The sequence below is a fragment of the Branchiibius hedensis genome (assembly GCF_900108585.1).
Classification (GTDB): domain Bacteria; phylum Actinomycetota; class Actinomycetes; order Actinomycetales; family Dermatophilaceae; genus Branchiibius; species Branchiibius hedensis.
Window position 1 is genome coordinate 2735935 of sequence record NZ_UESZ01000001.1, and the last position, 16415, is coordinate 2752349.

At 66.1% G+C, this 16415-nt stretch carries 15 protein-coding genes; 8 read left to right on the forward strand and 7 right to left on the reverse strand.

Features of this window, described 5'->3' with window-relative positions; genetic code table 11:
• The first annotated feature begins 77 nt into the window (after positions 1-77).
• Positions 78-713 carry an NADPH-dependent FMN reductase gene (locus DR843_RS13230; RefSeq protein WP_109686519.1) on the forward strand — a complete coding sequence of 212 codons (636 nt, stop codon included), beginning with the start codon at positions 78-80 and terminating at the stop codon, positions 711-713.
• 9 nt (positions 714-722) lie between these two features.
• Here DR843_RS13230 and mgrA read toward each other — a convergent pair whose 3' ends face one another.
• Positions 723-1760 carry an L-glyceraldehyde 3-phosphate reductase gene (mgrA, locus tag DR843_RS13235; protein WP_109688959.1) on the reverse strand — a complete coding sequence of 346 codons (1038 nt, stop codon included), beginning with the start codon at positions 1758-1760 and terminating at the stop codon, positions 723-725.
• A 70-nt stretch (positions 1761-1830) separates the two neighbouring features.
• Here mgrA and DR843_RS13240 point away from each other — a divergent pair, with 70 nt between their 5' ends.
• The 5 genes from DR843_RS13240 (at position 1831) to DR843_RS13260 (ending at position 8597) form a co-directional block, all read left to right on the forward strand.
• Positions 1831-2256: a pyridoxamine 5'-phosphate oxidase family protein gene (locus DR843_RS13240; RefSeq protein ID WP_109686521.1), complete on the forward strand. Its 426-nt coding sequence runs from the start codon at positions 1831-1833 to the stop codon at positions 2254-2256.
• A gap of 89 nt (positions 2257-2345) precedes the next feature.
• Positions 2346-3218: a 3-hydroxyacyl-CoA dehydrogenase gene (locus DR843_RS13245; RefSeq protein ID WP_109686523.1), complete on the forward strand. Its 873-nt coding sequence runs from the start codon at positions 2346-2348 to the stop codon at positions 3216-3218.
• 19 nt (positions 3219-3237) lie between these two features.
• Complete coding sequence (locus DR843_RS13250; RefSeq protein ID WP_109686525.1) at positions 3238-5001, forward strand: oleate hydratase; 1764 nt, start codon at positions 3238-3240, stop codon at positions 4999-5001.
• A 184-nt stretch (positions 5002-5185) separates the two neighbouring features.
• Complete coding sequence (locus DR843_RS13255) at positions 5186-7390, forward strand: hypothetical protein (RefSeq protein ID WP_146202584.1); 2205 nt, start codon at positions 5186-5188, stop codon at positions 7388-7390.
• Position 7391: 1 nt separating this feature from the next.
• Positions 7392-8597, forward strand: coding sequence for a S53 family peptidase (locus DR843_RS13260; protein WP_109686529.1), 1206 nt, complete (start codon positions 7392-7394; stop codon positions 8595-8597).
• A gap of 7 nt (positions 8598-8604) precedes the next feature.
• Here DR843_RS13260 and DR843_RS13265 read toward each other — a convergent pair whose 3' ends face one another.
• From DR843_RS13265 to DR843_RS13290, 6 genes are all read right to left on the reverse strand, one after another.
• Complete coding sequence (locus DR843_RS13265) at positions 8605-9366, reverse strand: hypothetical protein (RefSeq protein ID WP_109686531.1); 762 nt, start codon at positions 9364-9366, stop codon at positions 8605-8607.
• 95 nt (positions 9367-9461) lie between these two features.
• A complete protein-coding gene (locus tag DR843_RS13270) occupies positions 9462-10298 on the reverse strand; it encodes an HTD2 family dehydratase (RefSeq protein ID WP_109686532.1) in 837 nt (278 codons plus the stop codon).
• A complete protein-coding gene (locus DR843_RS13275) occupies positions 10295-11452 on the reverse strand; it encodes a CaiB/BaiF CoA transferase family protein (RefSeq protein WP_109686534.1) in 1158 nt (385 codons plus the stop codon). Before DR843_RS13275 ends, DR843_RS13270 begins: the two co-directional genes overlap by 4 nt.
• Positions 11453-11462: 10 nt before the next feature.
• Entirely contained in the window at positions 11463-12323 is an 861-nt protein-coding gene (locus DR843_RS13280; RefSeq protein ID WP_109688961.1) for an HpcH/HpaI aldolase/citrate lyase family protein, read from the reverse strand.
• A 28-nt stretch (positions 12324-12351) separates the two neighbouring features.
• Positions 12352-13524: an acyl-CoA dehydrogenase family protein gene (locus tag DR843_RS13285; protein ID WP_172461497.1), complete on the reverse strand. Its 1173-nt coding sequence runs from the start codon at positions 13522-13524 to the stop codon at positions 12352-12354.
• Entirely contained in the window at positions 13517-14962 is a 1446-nt protein-coding gene (locus DR843_RS13290; RefSeq protein WP_109686536.1) for an MFS transporter, read from the reverse strand. The genes DR843_RS13285 and DR843_RS13290 overlap by 8 nt, the downstream gene beginning before the upstream one ends.
• A gap of 117 nt (positions 14963-15079) precedes the next feature.
• On the opposite strand from DR843_RS13290, the gene DR843_RS13295 reads away from it, so the two are divergent.
• A complete protein-coding gene (locus DR843_RS13295) occupies positions 15080-16006 on the forward strand; it encodes a LysR family transcriptional regulator (protein ID WP_109686538.1) in 927 nt (308 codons plus the stop codon).
• Between the two features lie 5 nt (positions 16007-16011).
• A complete protein-coding gene (locus tag DR843_RS13300; RefSeq protein WP_109686540.1) occupies positions 16012-16398 on the forward strand; it encodes a nuclear transport factor 2 family protein in 387 nt (128 codons plus the stop codon).
• Positions 16399-16415 lie beyond the last annotated feature (17 nt).

Below are 16415 nucleotides of genomic sequence, written 5' to 3' on the forward strand. Positions count from 1 at the left end.
TTGCGGTAGAGACCAGGTTACCCAGAAAGACTTACGGATTGCTAACGCTGAACTAACACAATCTGTCCATTCGCCCGATGTACCAACGGGAGGAGGTCACAAACAATGACGCCCTATGGATTCTCCGGCGACCCCTAGACTGGACCCATGTCTTTGAACGTTCTACAAGTTGTCAGGTCAGCACCCGCCCCGGCCGCATCGGCGGACCCATCGCCGACTGGTTCGTCGAGGCAGCTCGCGAGCAAGGCGGGTTCGAGGTGGACCCGGTCGACCTGGCCGAGCTGGACCTGCCGATGATGAACGAGCCCAACCACCCCCGGCTGCAGCAGTACACCCACGACCACACCAAGGCGTGGGCGGCGCGGGTCGAGCACGCGGACGCATTCGTCTTCGTGACGCCGGAGTACAACTTCGGCATGACCGCGCCGCTGAAGAACGCGCTGGACTACCTGCAGAAGGAATGGGCCTACAAGCCGGCGTCCTTTGTCAGCTACGGCGGCGTCTCCGGTGGCCTGCGCGCAGTGCAGATGGCCAAGCAGGTCATCACGACCCTGGGCATGTACGCCACTCCGCAGCAGGTGATCATCCCGTTCGCGATGAAGCAGGTCGAGGGCGGCGTCTTCACGCCGAACGACGAGCAGGCCGCCTCAGCGACGATCGTGCTCGATGAACTCCTGAAGCTGACCGACGCCCTGAAGCCGCTGCGCAGCTAATGCGGGCACTCAGGCGCGGGACGACGTACGCCAGAGGTTGATGCCGGCGTCGACCGCGTGCTGGTCGATCTGGGCCAGCTCGTCCGGCCCGAAGTCCAGGTTGTCCAGCGCGCCCAGGTTGTCCTCCAACTGCTCGACACTCGAGGCGCCGACCAGCACCGAGGTCACCCGGTCATCGCGCAACGCCCAGGCCAGCGCCATCTGGGCAAGGGACTGGCCCCGCGCCTGCGCCATCTTGTTCAGCGCCTTCACGTGCTTCAGCGACTCCGGCTTCAACAGCTTGGGGTCCAACGACTTGCCCTGTGCGGCCCTGGACCCCTCCGGGATCCCCTTGAGGTATTTGTCCGTCAACATCCCCTGCGCCAACGGCGAGAACGCAATGCAGCCAACGCCGTTGGCGCCGAGCACATCCAGCAGGTCCTCCTCGATCCACCGGTTCAACATCGAGTACGACGGCTGGTGGATCAGCAGCGGAGTGCCCAGTTCGCGCAGGATCGCCAGCGCTTCGCGGGTGCGGTCTCCGGAGTAGGACGAGATCCCGATGTAGAGCGCTTTGCCGGAGCGAACCGCCGAATCCAGTGCGCCAAGAGTCTCTTCCAGCGGCGTGTCCGCATCGAAGCGGTGGCTGTAGAAGATGTCGACGTAGTCCACGCCCATCCGTTGCAACGACTGGTCCAGCGAGGCGAGCAGATACTTGCGCGAGCCGCCGCCCTGGCCGTACGGACCGGGCCACATGTCATAGCCAGCCTTGGTCGACAGGATCAACTCGTCGCGGTAGCGCTTGAAGTCCTGCGCGTAGATCGTGCCGAAGTTGCGCTCGGCGCTGCCGTAGGGCGGCCCGTAGTTGTTGGCCAGATCGAAGTGCGTCACTCCGAGGTCGAACGCGCGCCGCAACGTCGCCCGTTGCCGATCCAGCGGGACGTCGTCGCCGAAGTTGTGCCACAACCCGAGCGAGACTGCCGGCAGTTGCAGACCACTACGTCCGCACCGCCGGTAGGTCATCTGGTCGTAGCGTCCGCGAAGCGCCTGGTAGTCGTCACTGTGCATGGTCACGGTTGCCAGTCTGCCCTCTCCCGGACAGGACTAACATCGGAGGTGTCGACCGAAGGAGTCAGCAATGGATGAGAACCCGATTGCCCCGATGAGCGACGACGAGGCGTGGGAGGTGCTGCGCCAGCACGAGTTCGGTCGCTTGGCCTTCCACCTGCTCGACGAGGTGCACATCGTCCCGATCAACTACGCCGTCGATGCGAATAAGCGCATCATCTTCCGGACCGCCGAGGGTTCGAAACTGCTTGGCATGGCGATGAATTCGGACGTCGCCTTCGAGATCGACCAGTACGACGAGGAGACGGCTCTCAGCGTCATCGCGCGTGGCCGCGCTGTCACCCTCGAGGGCAGCGCGGCGTACGTCGCCGATGACCTTCCGCTGCGACCGTGGGTGCCTACGGCGAAGTTCAACGTCGTCGCTATCGAGGTCAGCGAGATCAGCGGGCGGCGCTTCCACTTGGACAAACCCTGGACTCACATGCACCTCAATTGAGACGGAAAGGCTCACCGGCGAGCCGACGGTTGGGTAGGTCGAACGCGCGGGCGTAGTCTTTCTACAGATGTAGAGAAGGAGGCGTCACCATGACGCAGTCAGCACCCACCACCAGTTCCATCGAGCGGGTCACGGTCCTGGGCACCGGAGTCCTCGGAGCGCAGATCGCTTTCCAGTCCGCCTACTCCGGAAAGCAGGTCACCGCCTACGACATCTCGGAGGAAGCCCTCGACAAAGCGCGAGGTACCTTCGACGGTCTGGTCGCGACGTACGCCAAGGAAGTGCCCGGCGCCGCGGACGGAAAAGCCCAGGCAGCCCGCGACTCACTCACCCTCACTGCGGACCTGCAGGCGGCGGTGGCAGACGCGGATCTGGTGATCGAGGCAATCCCGGAGGTCGTGGATCTCAAACGCGGGACATTCGCCAAGATCAACGAATTCGCCCCCGCCGCAACGATTTTCGCCACCAACTCCTCCACGCTGCTGCCCAGCGCGATCAGCGACGCCAGCGGCCGCGAGGACCGTTTCCTGGCGTTGCACTTCGCCAACCAGATCTGGCGGGCCAACACCGCCGAGGTGATGGGGACGCCGAAGACCGATCCGGCCGTCTTCGACCGCGTGGTCCAGTTCGCCAGCGAGATCGGCATGGTGCCGGTGCCGATCCACAAGGAGAAGGCCGGCTACGTCCTGAACTCCCTGCTGGTGCCGTTCCTGGGCGCGGCCCTCGAACTGGCCGCTGGAGGGTATGCCGAACCCAAGGACGTCGATAACGTGTGGCGCATCGGCACGGGCGCACCCCTGGGCCCGTTCCAGCTCTACGACATCATCGGCCTGGTCACGCCGTACAACATCATGAGCCACGGTGACGCGGATGCCCGCAAGCTCGCCGAATGGCTGAAGGTCAACTACATCGACAAGGGCAAGACGGGTCTCGCCGCCGGCGAGGGCTTCTATCAGTACTGATACGAAGGAGTTTCGGCAGATGTACTACAGCAGCGGTAACTATGAAGCCTTTGCCCGCCCGCGCAAGCCGGAGGGGGTGGACGACAAGACCGCCTGGTTCGTCGGCGCCGGCCTGGCCTCCCTGTCGGGCGCGGCCTTCCTGATCCGCGACGGTCAGATGGATGGTTCGAAGATCACCATCCTGGAAGAGCTCAAGCTCCCTGGTGGCGCGCTCGATGGGATCAAGGAGCCCAAGAAGGGTTTCGTGATCCGCGGTGGCCGCGAGATGGAGAACCACTTCGAGTGCCTCTGGGACCTCTTCCGCAGCATCCCCTCGATCGAGGTCGAGGGCGCCAGCGTCCTGGATGAGTTCTACTGGCTGAACAAGGACGACCCGAACTTCTCCCTCGAACGCGCCACGATGGACCGCGGGCAGAGCGCGCACACCGACAACAAGTTCATGATGTCGCAGAAGGCGCAGAACGAACTGGTCAAGCTCTTCATGGCCACGCGGAAGGAGATGGAGAACAAGCGGATCGACGAGGTCTTCACCGACGAGTTCTTCAAGAGCAACTTCTGGCTCTACTGGCAGACGATGTTCGCCTTCGAGAAGTGGCACTCGGCGCTGGAGATGAAGCTCTACGTGCACCGCTTCATCCACCACATCGGCGGCCTGCCGGACTTCAGTGCACTGAAGTTCACCAAGTACAACCAGTACGAGTCCCTGGTGCTGCCTCTCTACAAGTGGCTGCTGGACCACGGGGTGACCTTCCACTTCGACACCACGGTCACCGATGTCGACTTCGACCTCAGTGACCCGGAAAAGAAGAAGGCGACCTACATCCACTGGATCAAGGATGGCGCCGAAGGTGGTGTCGACCTGGGTGAGAACGACCTGGTCTTCATGACCATCGGCTCACTGACCGAGAACTCCGACGAGGGCGACCAGCACACCCCGGCCAAGCTCAACACCGGGCCGGCTCCGGCCTGGGATCTGTGGCGCAAGATCTCTGCAAAGCACGAATCCTTCGGCCATCCGGACGTTTTCGCCGGTGACATCGAGAAGTCCAAGTGGGAATCAGCCACGGTGACCACGCTGGACCACCGGATCCCGGAGTACATCCAGAAAATCACCAAACGGGACCCGTTCAGCGGAAAGGTCGTCACCGGCGGCATCGTCACCGTCAAGGACTCTTCCTGGTTCATGAGCTGGACCGTCAACCGGCAGCCGCACTTCAAGCAGCAGCCCAAGGATCAGATCGTGGTCTGGGTCTACGCCCTGAACAGCGACACTCCCGGTGACTACACCAAGAAGTCGATCCAGGAGTGCACCGGTGAGGAGATCGCGGCCGAGTGGCTCTACCATCTGGGCGTGCCCGAGTCCGACATCCCCGAGTTGGCCGCGAACGGCGCGAAGACAGTGCCGTGCATGATGCCCTACGTCACGGCGTTCTTCATGCCGCGCCAGGCCGGCGACCGGCCAGACGTCGTGCCCGAAGGATCGGTCAACTTCGCCTTCATCGGCCAGTTCGCCGAGTCCAAGGAGCGTGACTGCATCTTCACGACCGAGTACTCCGTGCGGACCCCGATGGAAGCGGTCTACACCCTGCTCGACATCGAGCGAGGTGTCCCCGAAGTCTTCAACTCGACGTACGACGTGCGCAGCCTGCTCACCGCGACCAGCCGGTTGCGCGACGGCAAGGAACTGACACTGCCCGGTCTGAAGTTCGCCCAGCCGTGGATGAAGACCAAGGTGACCAAGAACGAAGTCGGCGAGTTGCTGGCCAAGTACGGCGTCATCTGATCGGCACCCGCTCAGACCTGCGCCCCGGCCCCTCGGCCGGGGCGCAAGTCGTTCAGGTTTCGTTCGGCTAGCCACCAGTGTCCTGGGAGTTTGGTGCGTCGCAGCGCCTATGCGGCAGCTGTGTGTCATGGTGTGCCTGCCGACATTGCGCCGGTTAGGTTCGAGCGACCTCGGGGGTCGAAACGTGAATACACCACGACAGGCGATGGCCGCGTCCGCCGCGGCCCTCCTCGCCGTTGCCGCCTTCAGCGTGAATACCGCTGCGAGCGCTCGTAATTCGACGACCAGTGTGCACCAGAACGCCCCGCGAACAGCGGCGCCTGCACCCAGGGTGGTCCGGCTGATCACCGGCGAAACGGTGGTGCAGCGGCAGGTGTCGGGCCGCGCGGTCACCACGGTCATCCCGGCTGCGGGCGAGCGCGGCGGCATGGTGCGGATGGGTGGCCCCCAACAGTCGCTCCTGGTCCCTACCGCCGCCCTGCCCTACCTCGGCGGCGCCTTGGACCCGGCCCTGTTCGAGGTGTCGAAGGTCTCCTCCGCCGTGTCGGTGCACGTCACCGGTCCGAAACTGTCGGCGGTCAAGGTTCCTGGTCTGCACGTCACCACGCGCACGTCGACCCAGATCACGGGGACCTTCGACCGGAAGGGCAGCGCCGCGTTCGGTGCCGCGCTGCGCAGGCAGGCGGCGGCTGATCGCGCTGCCCACCGAACGAGCAGCACCCTGTTCGGAGCCAGTCGCATCAGCGTGACCGCGGGACCGCGAAACGTCGTCAAACCCGCGTTCGCTCAGGTCACGTCCCGGTTCACCGTCCTGGACCGCAGCGGGCGGCCGGCGCAGTTCGCCGGACTCTTCCTGCTCAACCTCGATGACCCGAGCAGGTTCGCCAACCAGGCACTGGTGATGAACGGCCAGGCCCGGGCCAGCCTGCCGAAGGGCCGGTACAGCGTGTTCGCCGTGATCAGCGACGATGCCTCCGACTCGGTGGTCACGCTCCCGCTGATCCGGGCCGAGAGCAACCTGCAGAAGTTCACCATCGACGCCCGGCGCGCGACGGCGAAGGTCACCCTGGTCACCCCGCGACCAACCGCCGCTGCCTACGAGCTCACCTCGCTCGACGTACTGCAGACGGTGACGTTCGAAGGCGACGGCTGGGTCGGCGAGTCCTTCAGCGACAACGGGGTCCTGGAGTTCGGGCGACACGATCTGTATGTCTCCCCCAGCGCCGCGCCGCCTACGGGTACGCAGACCCTGAGCACCAGTTTCCTGTTCGGCAACGACCAGAGCACTGCCGCATCGCCCTATTCCTACACCGCGACGTACCAGGCGACCGGCGCCATCGCGCCGTCCCAGCGGCACGTCGTCAGCGATGTCGCCACCCTCGCCATGAGCTACTACCGCAGCGCACCCGGCGTGGTTGACGGGATCAGCCACGAGGCTCTGCCCACCGGCGACGCACCCACGTCGTCGTTCGGGTGGGCAACCCCACCGGGCGGCCATGGCACCGACTATCTGGTGTCGCCCAAGGGAACCCTGTGGCAGGACGACTACCTGCCCTCGATGGACCCGACGGCCAAAGCCCAAGCCGATGTGCAGGACGTGCCCCGCACGAGGCTGGCCGGACAGACCTACCCGGTCGACTACCTGCGCGGGCCGCTGGCCCCGGGCCTACCGGCGGCACAAGGCGGTTCGGGGTTCGTCTGCTACTCCTGCCGGTCCGATGACCAATTGTTTGTCGGAATCGTGCCGTTCACCGACTCCGTACCGGGTCACTTCGGCGCTATCGGACTGGGTGATGACAGTACGACGGTCGCCAAGTTCCAGGTGTGGAAGAACGGAAAGCTCATCGACAGTGAGACCAACGGTTCCGGGCTGACGCTCACGGTGCCGACGACCGCAACGACCGTCCGGGCGCGGCTCGAGACCTGGTTGGGGATCGCCGGCTTCACCCGCTCCACCCACTCGGTCACCGACCTGACGTTCCACACCTCTGCCAAGGATGCGGTCGCCCCGGCGACGTGGGACTGCGGCGACGACCCGTGGGGCGAACCGACCATCTGCCGCGTCCCGAGCGAACTGACGACGTCCGTGCCGCTGCCGACCGCCCTGGACAGCACGATGAGCGTGGGCGCCCACCCCTTCACCTTCTCGATCGCACCCATCATCGGAAAGGCGGCGGTGACCGCGACCCTGCAGATCAGCCTGGACCGTGGGCGCACGTTCACCGATGTGCCCGTGACCGCCCTCGGCGGCAATCGGTTCCTCGCCGCACTCACGAATTCCCCGTCCGCCGTGGGCAAGTCGGTGACCATTCGGGTGAGCGGCCACACCGCGGGCGGCGACGCGATCACGCAAACCACGGACGCGGCGTACGTCGTGAAGGGAGCCTGAGATGAACCGCACCGTGCGCCGGTTGCTGGTCCCGCTGCTGTGTCTGGCCCTGGCCAGCCTCGGCGTGCTGGGCGCCGGGCCCGCGACCGCTGGCCCGTCCCCCTTGCCGGCCAGCGGGGTCCCGCACGCTGCGTGTGCGCCCGTCCCTGCCGGGAAGGTCCGCTGCTTGGCGCAGTACCGCACCTCCACCTCCGGACGCAGGGCCTACCTTCCCCAGGTCATCCAGACCCTCGGCCCGTCCCAGATCGCTTCGGCGTACGGGCTGCGCGGCGGAGCGGTCGGGGTCACGGTGGCGATCGTGGGCGCCTTCAGCAACCCGAACCTGGAGAAGGACCTGGCGGTCTACCGCAAAGTCTCCGGGCTCAGGGCGTGCACCGTCCGCAACGGTTGCCTGCGGATCGTCAACCAGCGTGGCGCAACCAGCCCGCTGCCCCAAGCCGACCCTGACTGGGGGTTGGAAGCGGCCTTGGACGTGGACGCCGTCTCCGCTGCCTGTCCGGCCTGCAAAATCCTGGTCGTGGAGGCCGATGACAACGACACCATGTCACTGGCTGCCGGGGTCAACACCGCGGTCCGCCTGAACGCGGCCGTCGTCTCCAACAGCTATGGCGGCCCCGAATACACCGCGGTGCCCGGCATCGCGGCCCGCTACTACCGGCACCCGGGAGTGCCCATCGTTGCCTCCTCCGGCGACGACGGCTTCCAACCGGCCGGATTCCCGGCGAGCTCGACGACCGTGATCTCCGTCGGCGGCACGTCGTTGACCCGCAACCTGCGCACCGCCCGCGGTTGGAGCGAATCCGCGTGGGACGGCAGCGGTAGCGGTTGTTCCGCGTGGTTCGCCAAACCGGCTTATCAGTCGCGGCGGCTGACGCACTGCCCGATGCGCACCAGCACCGACCTTTCAGCGGTGGCCGATCCGTACAGCAACTTCGCGGTCTACGACACGTTCGGCACTCCCACGGATTGGCTGCTGGTCGGAGGGACCAGTCTGTCCGCCCCGTTGGTCGCGGGGATGATCGCGCGCGCCGGCCATTCGAAGTCCTACGGCACGACGGCGGGCCGGATCTACCGGCACCGGTCGTGGTTCCACGACATCAGGTCCGGAAGCAACGGGTACTGCGGCGGTGACTACCTGTGCACCGCCAAGAAGGGGTACGACGCCCCGACCGGAGTCGGGACGCCGCGCACCTTGGCCGGTCTGTAGGACCGGGTCAGTTCGACCAGACGATCGGGTCGTCGCGGTACTTGTTGTCCGAGTAGTCCTCGTAGTTCCAGCGGCTGTCGTCGTAGGTTGCCCCGGTGACCGCATCACCCGTGGGAGCCAGGACGATCGTGCAGCCGACGGCGGTCGCGCCGACCGGGATGGTCAGGTTGTCCCCGCTACCGGTGGCCTTGAAGCTCTTGCTGTCGCACGGGCCCAACTGCCCGAAGACGATCAGGCTCTGCGCCTCGGTGCCGTCCTTCAGCGTGCCGTCGACACTGGGCACGCTCACACCCAGGTTGGAGGCACCCTTGGTGGACAGCAGCTTGGCGTTGACGGTGATGTAGTACGGCGTCTGCCCCTTGAACTTGGCGGCGTTCTCCAGCTTGGAAAGGTCCGCCTCCGAACCCTTTTCGATCTTCGCGACGCTCAGCTCGATAGTCGTCTCGTAGTACTTCGGGTCCTTCGGGTCGTCGCCGCGGTTGGTGTGGATGACGGCCGCCTGACCCACCTTCAGCTTGGTCCCGGGCGGGGTGACGGTGCCCGGCGTACCTTCGGTCGCACCGCCGCCGGCGGCGGACGTGCTCGGTGCCTCCGCAGCCGCCGACGTGGTCGGCGAGTCCGAGGTGGTGGGAGCGGCGCTGCTGGAGGACGTGGTCGTCGTCCCACCGCTCGGGGAGGACACACTGACGCTGCTGCCGCAGGCGGCCAGGCCGAGCACCGCGCAGGCGGCTCCGACGGCAATCAGTGGACGGTGGATCGGGCTGCGCATGGTGTCCCCTTCGGACGAATCTGCTGATCGGATACGTTCTCGATACAAACAGAACCACCCAGGGAACTCACAGCTGAAAATGTGGGGAGTTCCCCCTACTTGCTGCTGCCGGCCAATGGGCCGAAGCTGGCTACGGCTGTCGTCCGTCCCGCGCGGTCGCGCACCTGACGAGTCCCTGCTGCGTCACGAGTCCCTGCTGCGTCCCCCGGGCCGACGACCAGACCCTGGAAGTCGAAGAGCGGCGAGACCAGCCGATAGTCGCATGTCGTCCCTACGGTGGTGTCGATCCCGTCCCGGCGAGCGCTCTCGGCCATCATCAGCGCCTGCAGCGGACCGTGGGTCAACAGTCCGGGGTAGCCCTCGACCACTGTGGCGTACTCACGGTCGTAGTGGATCCGGTGCCCGTTGTACGTCAGCGCCGAGAAGCGGAACAACAGGGTCGGGGTGATCTCCAGCGACCACTCCCCTGGCCCGGCGGGTTGGTCGTCGCCGATCTGCGCGATCGGCTCAGCGGCGACCATGTCCCGGTAGACGACATCCTGCCGCTCGTCGACGCACAGCGTGTCACCTTGGGTGATCTGGTGGCGGACGCTGACGAACGTCAATCGTCCACTGCGACCGTGCTTTTCGACCGTGTCGATGATGTGCGTACGCCGCGTGGCCACCTGTCCGAGCCGCAACGGGGCCAGGGTGCGCACCTGACCACCCGCCCACATTCGCCGCCGGCCCGGCTCCGGTGGGGCGGGTAGGACGCCACGCAACGGATGGCCGTCCGGGCCGAGATCGACCTGTGCCGGGCGGTCCAGCAGATAGACCCAGTGCCACATCATCGGCAGTGCGTCACCGGGTGCGGCCACGCCGATCAGTCCGGCGAGCGCCTCGGCCGGCCCGGGATTCAGGATCTCGGAGCGTTCGATGACCTCCGACGTCATGCGAGCACCCTTGCCATTCGGGCGAATTCGGCGCGTAGTGACTCGTTGTGCGAGCCCAACGACGGGACGTCACCCATCGCGGGAGCCGCGTCGGACAGCACCACCGGCGGCAGCAGTGCATCGATCGCCTGCCCACCCGGGGTCATGACACTGCGCCAACGGTCGCGGGCCTGCAACTGGGGGTGCTCGTGGAACTGGGCGGGAGTGCGCATCCGGGCGCACGCAATCCCGACCTCGTCCAGCCGATCGACCAGGTCGTCCGCGTCGTAGGCCGCGAACGCCTTCTCCAACAGGACAGTGACCTCGGCATCGTGCTCGACCCGCTCGGTGTTGTGCACGAAACGCGGGTCGTCGATCAGTGCCGTGTCGCCAATCACCCTGCGACACAGCCCTTCCCACTCCCGATCGTTCTGCACGCTGAGGAAGACCGTGTTGCCGTCACCGGCGCGATAGGGACCGTACGGCGCAATCGAGGCGTGCTTGGCGCCGGTGCGGACGGTCGGCCGATCGCCGTACACCGCGTAGTAGGTCGGCTGCATCATCCACTCACCCAGCGCGTCGAGCATCGCGACCTCCACGGTGGCCCCCTCACCGCTGCGGAAGCGGCGCAGCAGCGCCGAGAGGACCCCCGAGTAGGCGTACATCCCGGTGGCGATATCGGCCACCGATACCCCGACCTTGGCCGGCTCGTCGGGCGATCCGGTGGTGGCCAGCAGTCCGGCTTCGCACTGCACCAGTAGGTCGTAGGCCTTCTTGGACCGAAACGGGCCGTCGGGTCCGTAGCCGGAGATGGAGCAGTAGACCAGTTCGGGGCGAGCGGCGCGCAGCGTGGCCGCATCCAGGCCGAGCCGTTCGACGGCGCCCGGGATGAGGTTCTGCACGACGACGTCCGCCTGGGCGATCATCGCGTCAAGGACCGCCCGGTCAGCGGTGTCTTTGATGTCCAGCTCGATGGACTCCTTGCCGCGGTTGAGCCACACGAAGTAGCTGGAGTCACCGTGCACCGTGCGGTCGTATTCTCGGGCGAAATCGCCGACGTCGGGACGTTCGACCTTGATGACCCGCGCGCCGAGGTCGGCCAGTTGTCGCGTGGCGAACGGGGCGGCGACCGCCTGTTCGAGGGACACCACCGTGATGCCGTCAAGGGGAAGCATGTCGGTCCTCCTACAGATCGTTGATGGCGTGCCGTTGCAGGATCCGGCGAGCTCGCAGCACGACCGGTCGATCGACCATCTGACCGTCCACCTGCAGCGCGGTGGACAGGTCGTCCTCGTCGAGACGTTCGACCCCACCGATCGCGTGCGCGATGCGCAGCGCCCAGTCCAACTGCTCCGCCGAGGGAGCGAAGCCCAGGTTGACCGGCACGACCTGCGAAGGGTGGATGCACAGCTTCCCGCCGAAGCCGAGCGCTCGGGCGGCCGCTGCGTCGCGACCGGCTTGTTCGGGGTCACTCACCGCGGTGCTGACTCCGTCGATCGGACCGGTGAGTCCCGCGGCCCGGGCCGCCAGAACCAGCGCACTGCGGGCGAACAGCATTGTTTCCCAGGTCTCCTCAGCGTCGACATCGACCGCGAAGTCGATCGACCCGAAGGCCAGGGCCACGACACCGTCGGACCGTGCGATCCGGTCGGCCTCCTGCAGCCCGACCGCTGACTCGACCAGGGCGATCAGGGGCAGGTCGCCGCCCAGGTCTTGGCGCGCCGTACGCACACCATCGGCGGTGGCCTTGGGCACCATGACCCCCAGCGCACCGGAACCTTTGACGGCCGCCACGTCCTCGGCATACGCCGCGCTGCCCGGTGCGTTGACCCGCACCCAGGCGTCCCGCCCGTCGCCGACCCAGTTGGTCACGGCCTGCCGAGCGACCGGCTTCGTCGCGACGGACACCGCGTCCTCCAGATCGAGGATGACCTGGTGCGCGCCGGCCGCGTGCGCCTTGGCGAAGCGCTCGGGACGGTCGCCGGGTACGAACAGCCAGGACGACGAGGCGTCAACCGGGACGGCGCGGCCGGTGCGAGGTTCCATCAGGTCAGTCTGCATGCCACAGCGCCGTTCAGCGCGCTACCGGGTTGCGTTTGACCAACTGACGGGCGATCACGCCGCGCTGGATCTCGTTGGTGCCTTCGCCGACGATCATCAACGGGGCGTCACGGAAGTAGCGTTCGACGTCGAACTCGGTGGAGTACCCGTAGCCGCCGTGCACCCGGATCGCATCGAGGGCGACCTTCATCGCGGTCTCGGAGGCGAACAGTTTGGCCATGCCGGCCTCCATGTCCGCCCGCTGCCCGGTCTCGTAGCGCCGCGCGGCGTACTGCACCAGCTGACGAGCGGCCATCAGCTGGGTGGCCATGTCCGCCAACAGATTCCCCACGGACTGGTGCTGCCAGATCTGCTTGCCGAAGCTCGCCCGCTCCTGCGTATAACGCACCGCATCCTCCAGCGCGGCCTGACCGACGCCCAGCGCACGCGACGCTACCTGGATGCGGCCGATCTCCAGACCGCGCATCATCTGCGAAAAGCCCTGTCCCTCAGTGCCGCCCAGCAGACTGGTCTGGGGGGTCCGGAAGTCGCTGAAGCTCAGCTCGCAGCTCTCGACGCCCTTGTAACCCAACTTGGGCAGATCGCGGGAGACCTCAAAACCCGGGCCGTGCTCGATCAGCAGAATGCTGATCCCCTTGTGCGCGGGCTGGGCCTCGGGGTCGGTGCGGCACAGCAGCGCGATCAGCTGCGAGCGCCGAGCGTTGGTGATCCAGGTCTTGCCCCCGTTGATCACGTAGTCGTCGCCGTCCTTGCGAGCGGTCGTGCGCATGGCCTGCAGGTCGGAGCCGCCGCCGGGCTCGGTCAGTGCCATCGTGGCGCGGATCTCGCCGGTGGCCATCTTCGGCAGGTAGCGGTCCTGCTGCTCCTGCGTGCCGTAGTTGACCAGTAGCTTGGCCACGACGCTGTGCCCGCCCATCGCTCCGGCCAGGCTCATCCAGCCGCGGGCCAGTTCCTCGTTCACCGCTGCGTAGCAGGGTACGGAGACGCCGGCGTCGTTCCATGGCTCGGGGATCGCCAGACCGTAGATGCCCAGCTGCTTCATCTGCTCGATGAGGTCCTCGGGGTAGGTGTTGGCGTGCTCCAACTCCTGCACCACGGGTTTGACCTCGGCATCGACCCAGTCACGGACCAGCTTGACGATGGCGGACTCTTCGGCGTTCAGTTCGTAGGCGGTCAGCTCAGACATGGACAGTCTCCTTCTCTTCCGTTCCATCGTGCTTTGTGATGGTGGCCACCGTCGAATGCTGATCTGTGATGCCCCCATCAGCGGGGCTGACCGTAGGGTCCTGGGCCTCCAGCGTGGAGTTCCGCGAGGTCTCCGGGATCAGCAGGATCGCGACCAGAGTGAGGGCGACGCAGCCGATCACCCAGTAGAAGAAGGCCGACTCGTGCCCGGCGTTCTTCAGGGACAGCGCGACGGTTTCGGTCGTCCCACCGAAGACGGCCGCCACCAAGGCGTGCGGGACACCGACGCCGATGGCCCGGATCTTGGTCGGGAACAGCTCGGCCTTCACGATTGCCGCCAGTGCGGTGTAGCCCGACAGGAACACCAGGCCGATCATCATCCCGGCGAAGGCGACCAGTCCGCTGTGGGTGTGGCCCACGATGGTGAAGATCGGAACGGTGCTGATCATGATGCCCAGGGCGAAGAACAGCATGACGGGCTTACGGCCGAAGCGGTCGGACAGCATGCCGGTCAGCGGCTGCAGGACCATGAAGATCAGCAGCGCGATGAAGCTGATGACCGATGCCATGCTCTTGGGCAGACCGGCGGAGTTGACCATGTACTTCGTGAAGTAGGTCGTGAAGGTGTAGAACGCGACCGTTCCACCGATGGCCAGGGCGAAGACCGCCGCCATCTGCTTGGGGTACTCGGTCAGCAGCGACTTCAGGCCACGCTTCTCGATCTGCTCGCCCTCGCGGAAGGTCGCCGCCTTGTGCGCTTCCTTCTGGGCCTGGTCGGCCTTGAAGTGGTCGGTCTCGTCCATCGTGCGCCGCAGGTAGAGCACCACCAGGCCGAGGATCGCGCCGATGACGAAGGGGATCCGCCAGGCCCACGCGGTGATGGTCGAGTCGGAGAAGATCTGCTGCATCACGATCATCACGATCAGCGCGAGCAGCTGGCCAAGGACGATCGAGACGTATTGGAAGCTGGAGAAGAAGCCGCGCCGCTTCGGAGTGGCGATCTCGCTCAGATACGTTGCGCTGGAGCCGAACTCACCGCCGACCGACAGACCCTGGACCAGACGTACGACGAGCAGCAGGATGGGTGCCGCCAGGCCGATGCTCGCGTAGCTGGGGATCAGCGCGATCGCCAGGGAGCCACCGCTCATCAGCAGCACCGACAAGGTGAGCGCTGCGCGCCGGCCCTTCCAATCGGCGTACGCCCCAAGGAGCCAGCCGCCCAGGGGGCGCATCAGGAAGCCGACGGCGAAGACCGCGGAACTGGCCAGCAATTGGGCAGTGGGGCTTTCACCCGGGAAGAAGCTGGCGGCGAAGTAGAGGCTGAACGTGGCGTAGACGAACCAGTCGAACCACTCGATCGTGTTGCCGAGACAACCACGGATGACGTTCGCAGCCACGCCGTGCCGGCGCGGGGCGATAGTAGGGGTCTGCACGCTCATGAGGTGCTCCTTCCGGGGCGGGATTGTGAGCCGGGCCACACATCATGGGCTGTGATCTAGCACTCCATGTAATACTTCCTGGTGATAGATGGATAGCCCGATCACATAAGGGTCTCTATGGATCTCAAGCAACTCACCGCTTTGGTGACGGTCAGCGAGGTTGGCAGTGTCACCAAGGCCGCGCAGGTCCTGCACATCGTGCAGCCAGCGGTCACTCGCCAAATCCGTTCTCTCGAGGAGGAATTCGGCGTCACCCTGTTCGAGCGAAGCCGCCAGGGTATGACGCTCACCGCCGAGGGCGAAGTTCTCGTCGAGCGAGCCCGGCGGGCGCTGCAGGAATTGGACCGGGCCCGCGCCGAACTGCGGCCCAGCCCGACCTCGGTCCGTGGCATCGTCACGATCGGCATCCTGGAGAGCACTCTCGACCTCTTGGCGCAGCCCCTGGCGGACGCGGTGCGGTCGCACTACCCGGACATCGAACTGCGCATCCTGTCGGCGTACTCCGGACATCTGCAGCAGTGGCTGGATGCCGGCGATGTGGACCTGTCGCTGTTGTACAACCTGGCCTCGACGCCGTCGATCTCGGTGTCACCCCTGGTGAGCGAACCACTGTGGGCGGTGGCACCGGCGTCGGCCGGCCTGAGCGCCGACCGGCCGATCCCGTGGTCGCGGGTGTGGCAGGAAGATCTGGTGCTCCCGGTCGCGGGGCACGGCCTGCGGATCCTGATCGACCAAGCGATCGCGCAGTCGGGTGCGACTCCGCACGTGACAATGCAGACCAACTCGATGCACGTGCAAAAGCAGTTGGTCACAGCCGGCTACGGGTGGACTGTGCTTCCTGCTGCCGGCATCGCCACCGAGTTGGGCGATGGGCAGTTGAGCGCGGCGCCCCTGGTCGAGCCGTCGATCAAGCGCTCCATGGTGCTGGGTCTGCAACGCGCCGGTCGGATCCCACCGCACGTGGAGGCTGTGGCGACCGAGGCGGTACGCGTCGTACGCCGAGTGGTACGTGATGGCTCCTGGCCGAGCGCGCAACTAGCCTGAACGGCATGACCACACCGGCTGCCGTCAGCGACTGGCACGCGTTCGTCACGGATCCCACCCCCGCCGCACTGCGCGCGTTGCTCGCCGACGATGCGGTGTTCCGCTCGCCCGCGGTGCACACCCCCCAGGAAGGTGCGGAGCTGACCTACGCCTACCTGTGGGCGGCCGCGAAGGTGCTCGGCCCGACGTTGACCTACCGCCACGAGTGGTATGACGAGCGATCGGCGGTGCTGCGCTTCAACGCCACCGTTGACGGGTTGGACGTTGACGGGGTGGACATCATCACATGGAACGACGACGACGAGATCACCGAGTTCACTGTGATGACTAGGCCATTCAAGGGTTTGCAAGCCCTGATCCAAGCGATGGGCGCGGCCCTGTCGACGTCCTGAACCGCAGCAAGGAGATC

What these genes read in the sequence shown, in the direction of transcription:
- DR843_RS13230 (WP_109686519.1), top strand. Translation starts at nt 78, where the DNA reads ATGTACCAACGGGAGGAGGTCACAAACAATGACGCCCTATGGATTCTC.
- mgrA (WP_109688959.1), bottom strand. Translation starts at nt 1,760, where the DNA reads ATGCACAGTGACGACTACCAGGCGCTTCGCGGACGCTACGACCAGATG.
- DR843_RS13240 (WP_109686521.1), top strand. Translation starts at nt 1,831, where the DNA reads ATGGATGAGAACCCGATTGCCCCGATGAGCGACGACGAGGCGTGGGAG.
- DR843_RS13245 (WP_109686523.1), top strand. Translation starts at nt 2,346, where the DNA reads ATGACGCAGTCAGCACCCACCACCAGTTCCATCGAGCGGGTCACGGTC.
- DR843_RS13250 (WP_109686525.1), top strand. Translation starts at nt 3,238, where the DNA reads ATGTACTACAGCAGCGGTAACTATGAAGCCTTTGCCCGCCCGCGCAAG.
- DR843_RS13260 (WP_109686529.1), top strand. Translation starts at nt 7,392, where the DNA reads ATGAACCGCACCGTGCGCCGGTTGCTGGTCCCGCTGCTGTGTCTGGCC.
- DR843_RS13265 (WP_109686531.1), bottom strand. Translation starts at nt 9,366, where the DNA reads ATGCGCAGCCCGATCCACCGTCCACTGATTGCCGTCGGAGCCGCCTGC.
- DR843_RS13270 (WP_109686532.1), bottom strand. Translation starts at nt 10,298, where the DNA reads ATGACGTCGGAGGTCATCGAACGCTCCGAGATCCTGAATCCCGGGCCG.
- DR843_RS13275 (WP_109686534.1), bottom strand. Translation starts at nt 11,452, where the DNA reads ATGCTTCCCCTTGACGGCATCACGGTGGTGTCCCTCGAACAGGCGGTC.
- DR843_RS13280 (WP_109688961.1), bottom strand. Translation starts at nt 12,323, where the DNA reads ATGGAACCTCGCACCGGCCGCGCCGTCCCGGTTGACGCCTCGTCGTCC.
- DR843_RS13285 (WP_172461497.1), bottom strand. Translation starts at nt 13,524, where the DNA reads ATGTCTGAGCTGACCGCCTACGAACTGAACGCCGAAGAGTCCGCCATC.
- DR843_RS13290 (WP_109686536.1), bottom strand. Translation starts at nt 14,962, where the DNA reads ATGAGCGTGCAGACCCCTACTATCGCCCCGCGCCGGCACGGCGTGGCT.
- DR843_RS13295 (WP_109686538.1), top strand. Translation starts at nt 15,080, where the DNA reads ATGGATCTCAAGCAACTCACCGCTTTGGTGACGGTCAGCGAGGTTGGC.
- DR843_RS13300 (WP_109686540.1), top strand. Translation starts at nt 16,012, where the DNA reads ATGACCACACCGGCTGCCGTCAGCGACTGGCACGCGTTCGTCACGGAT.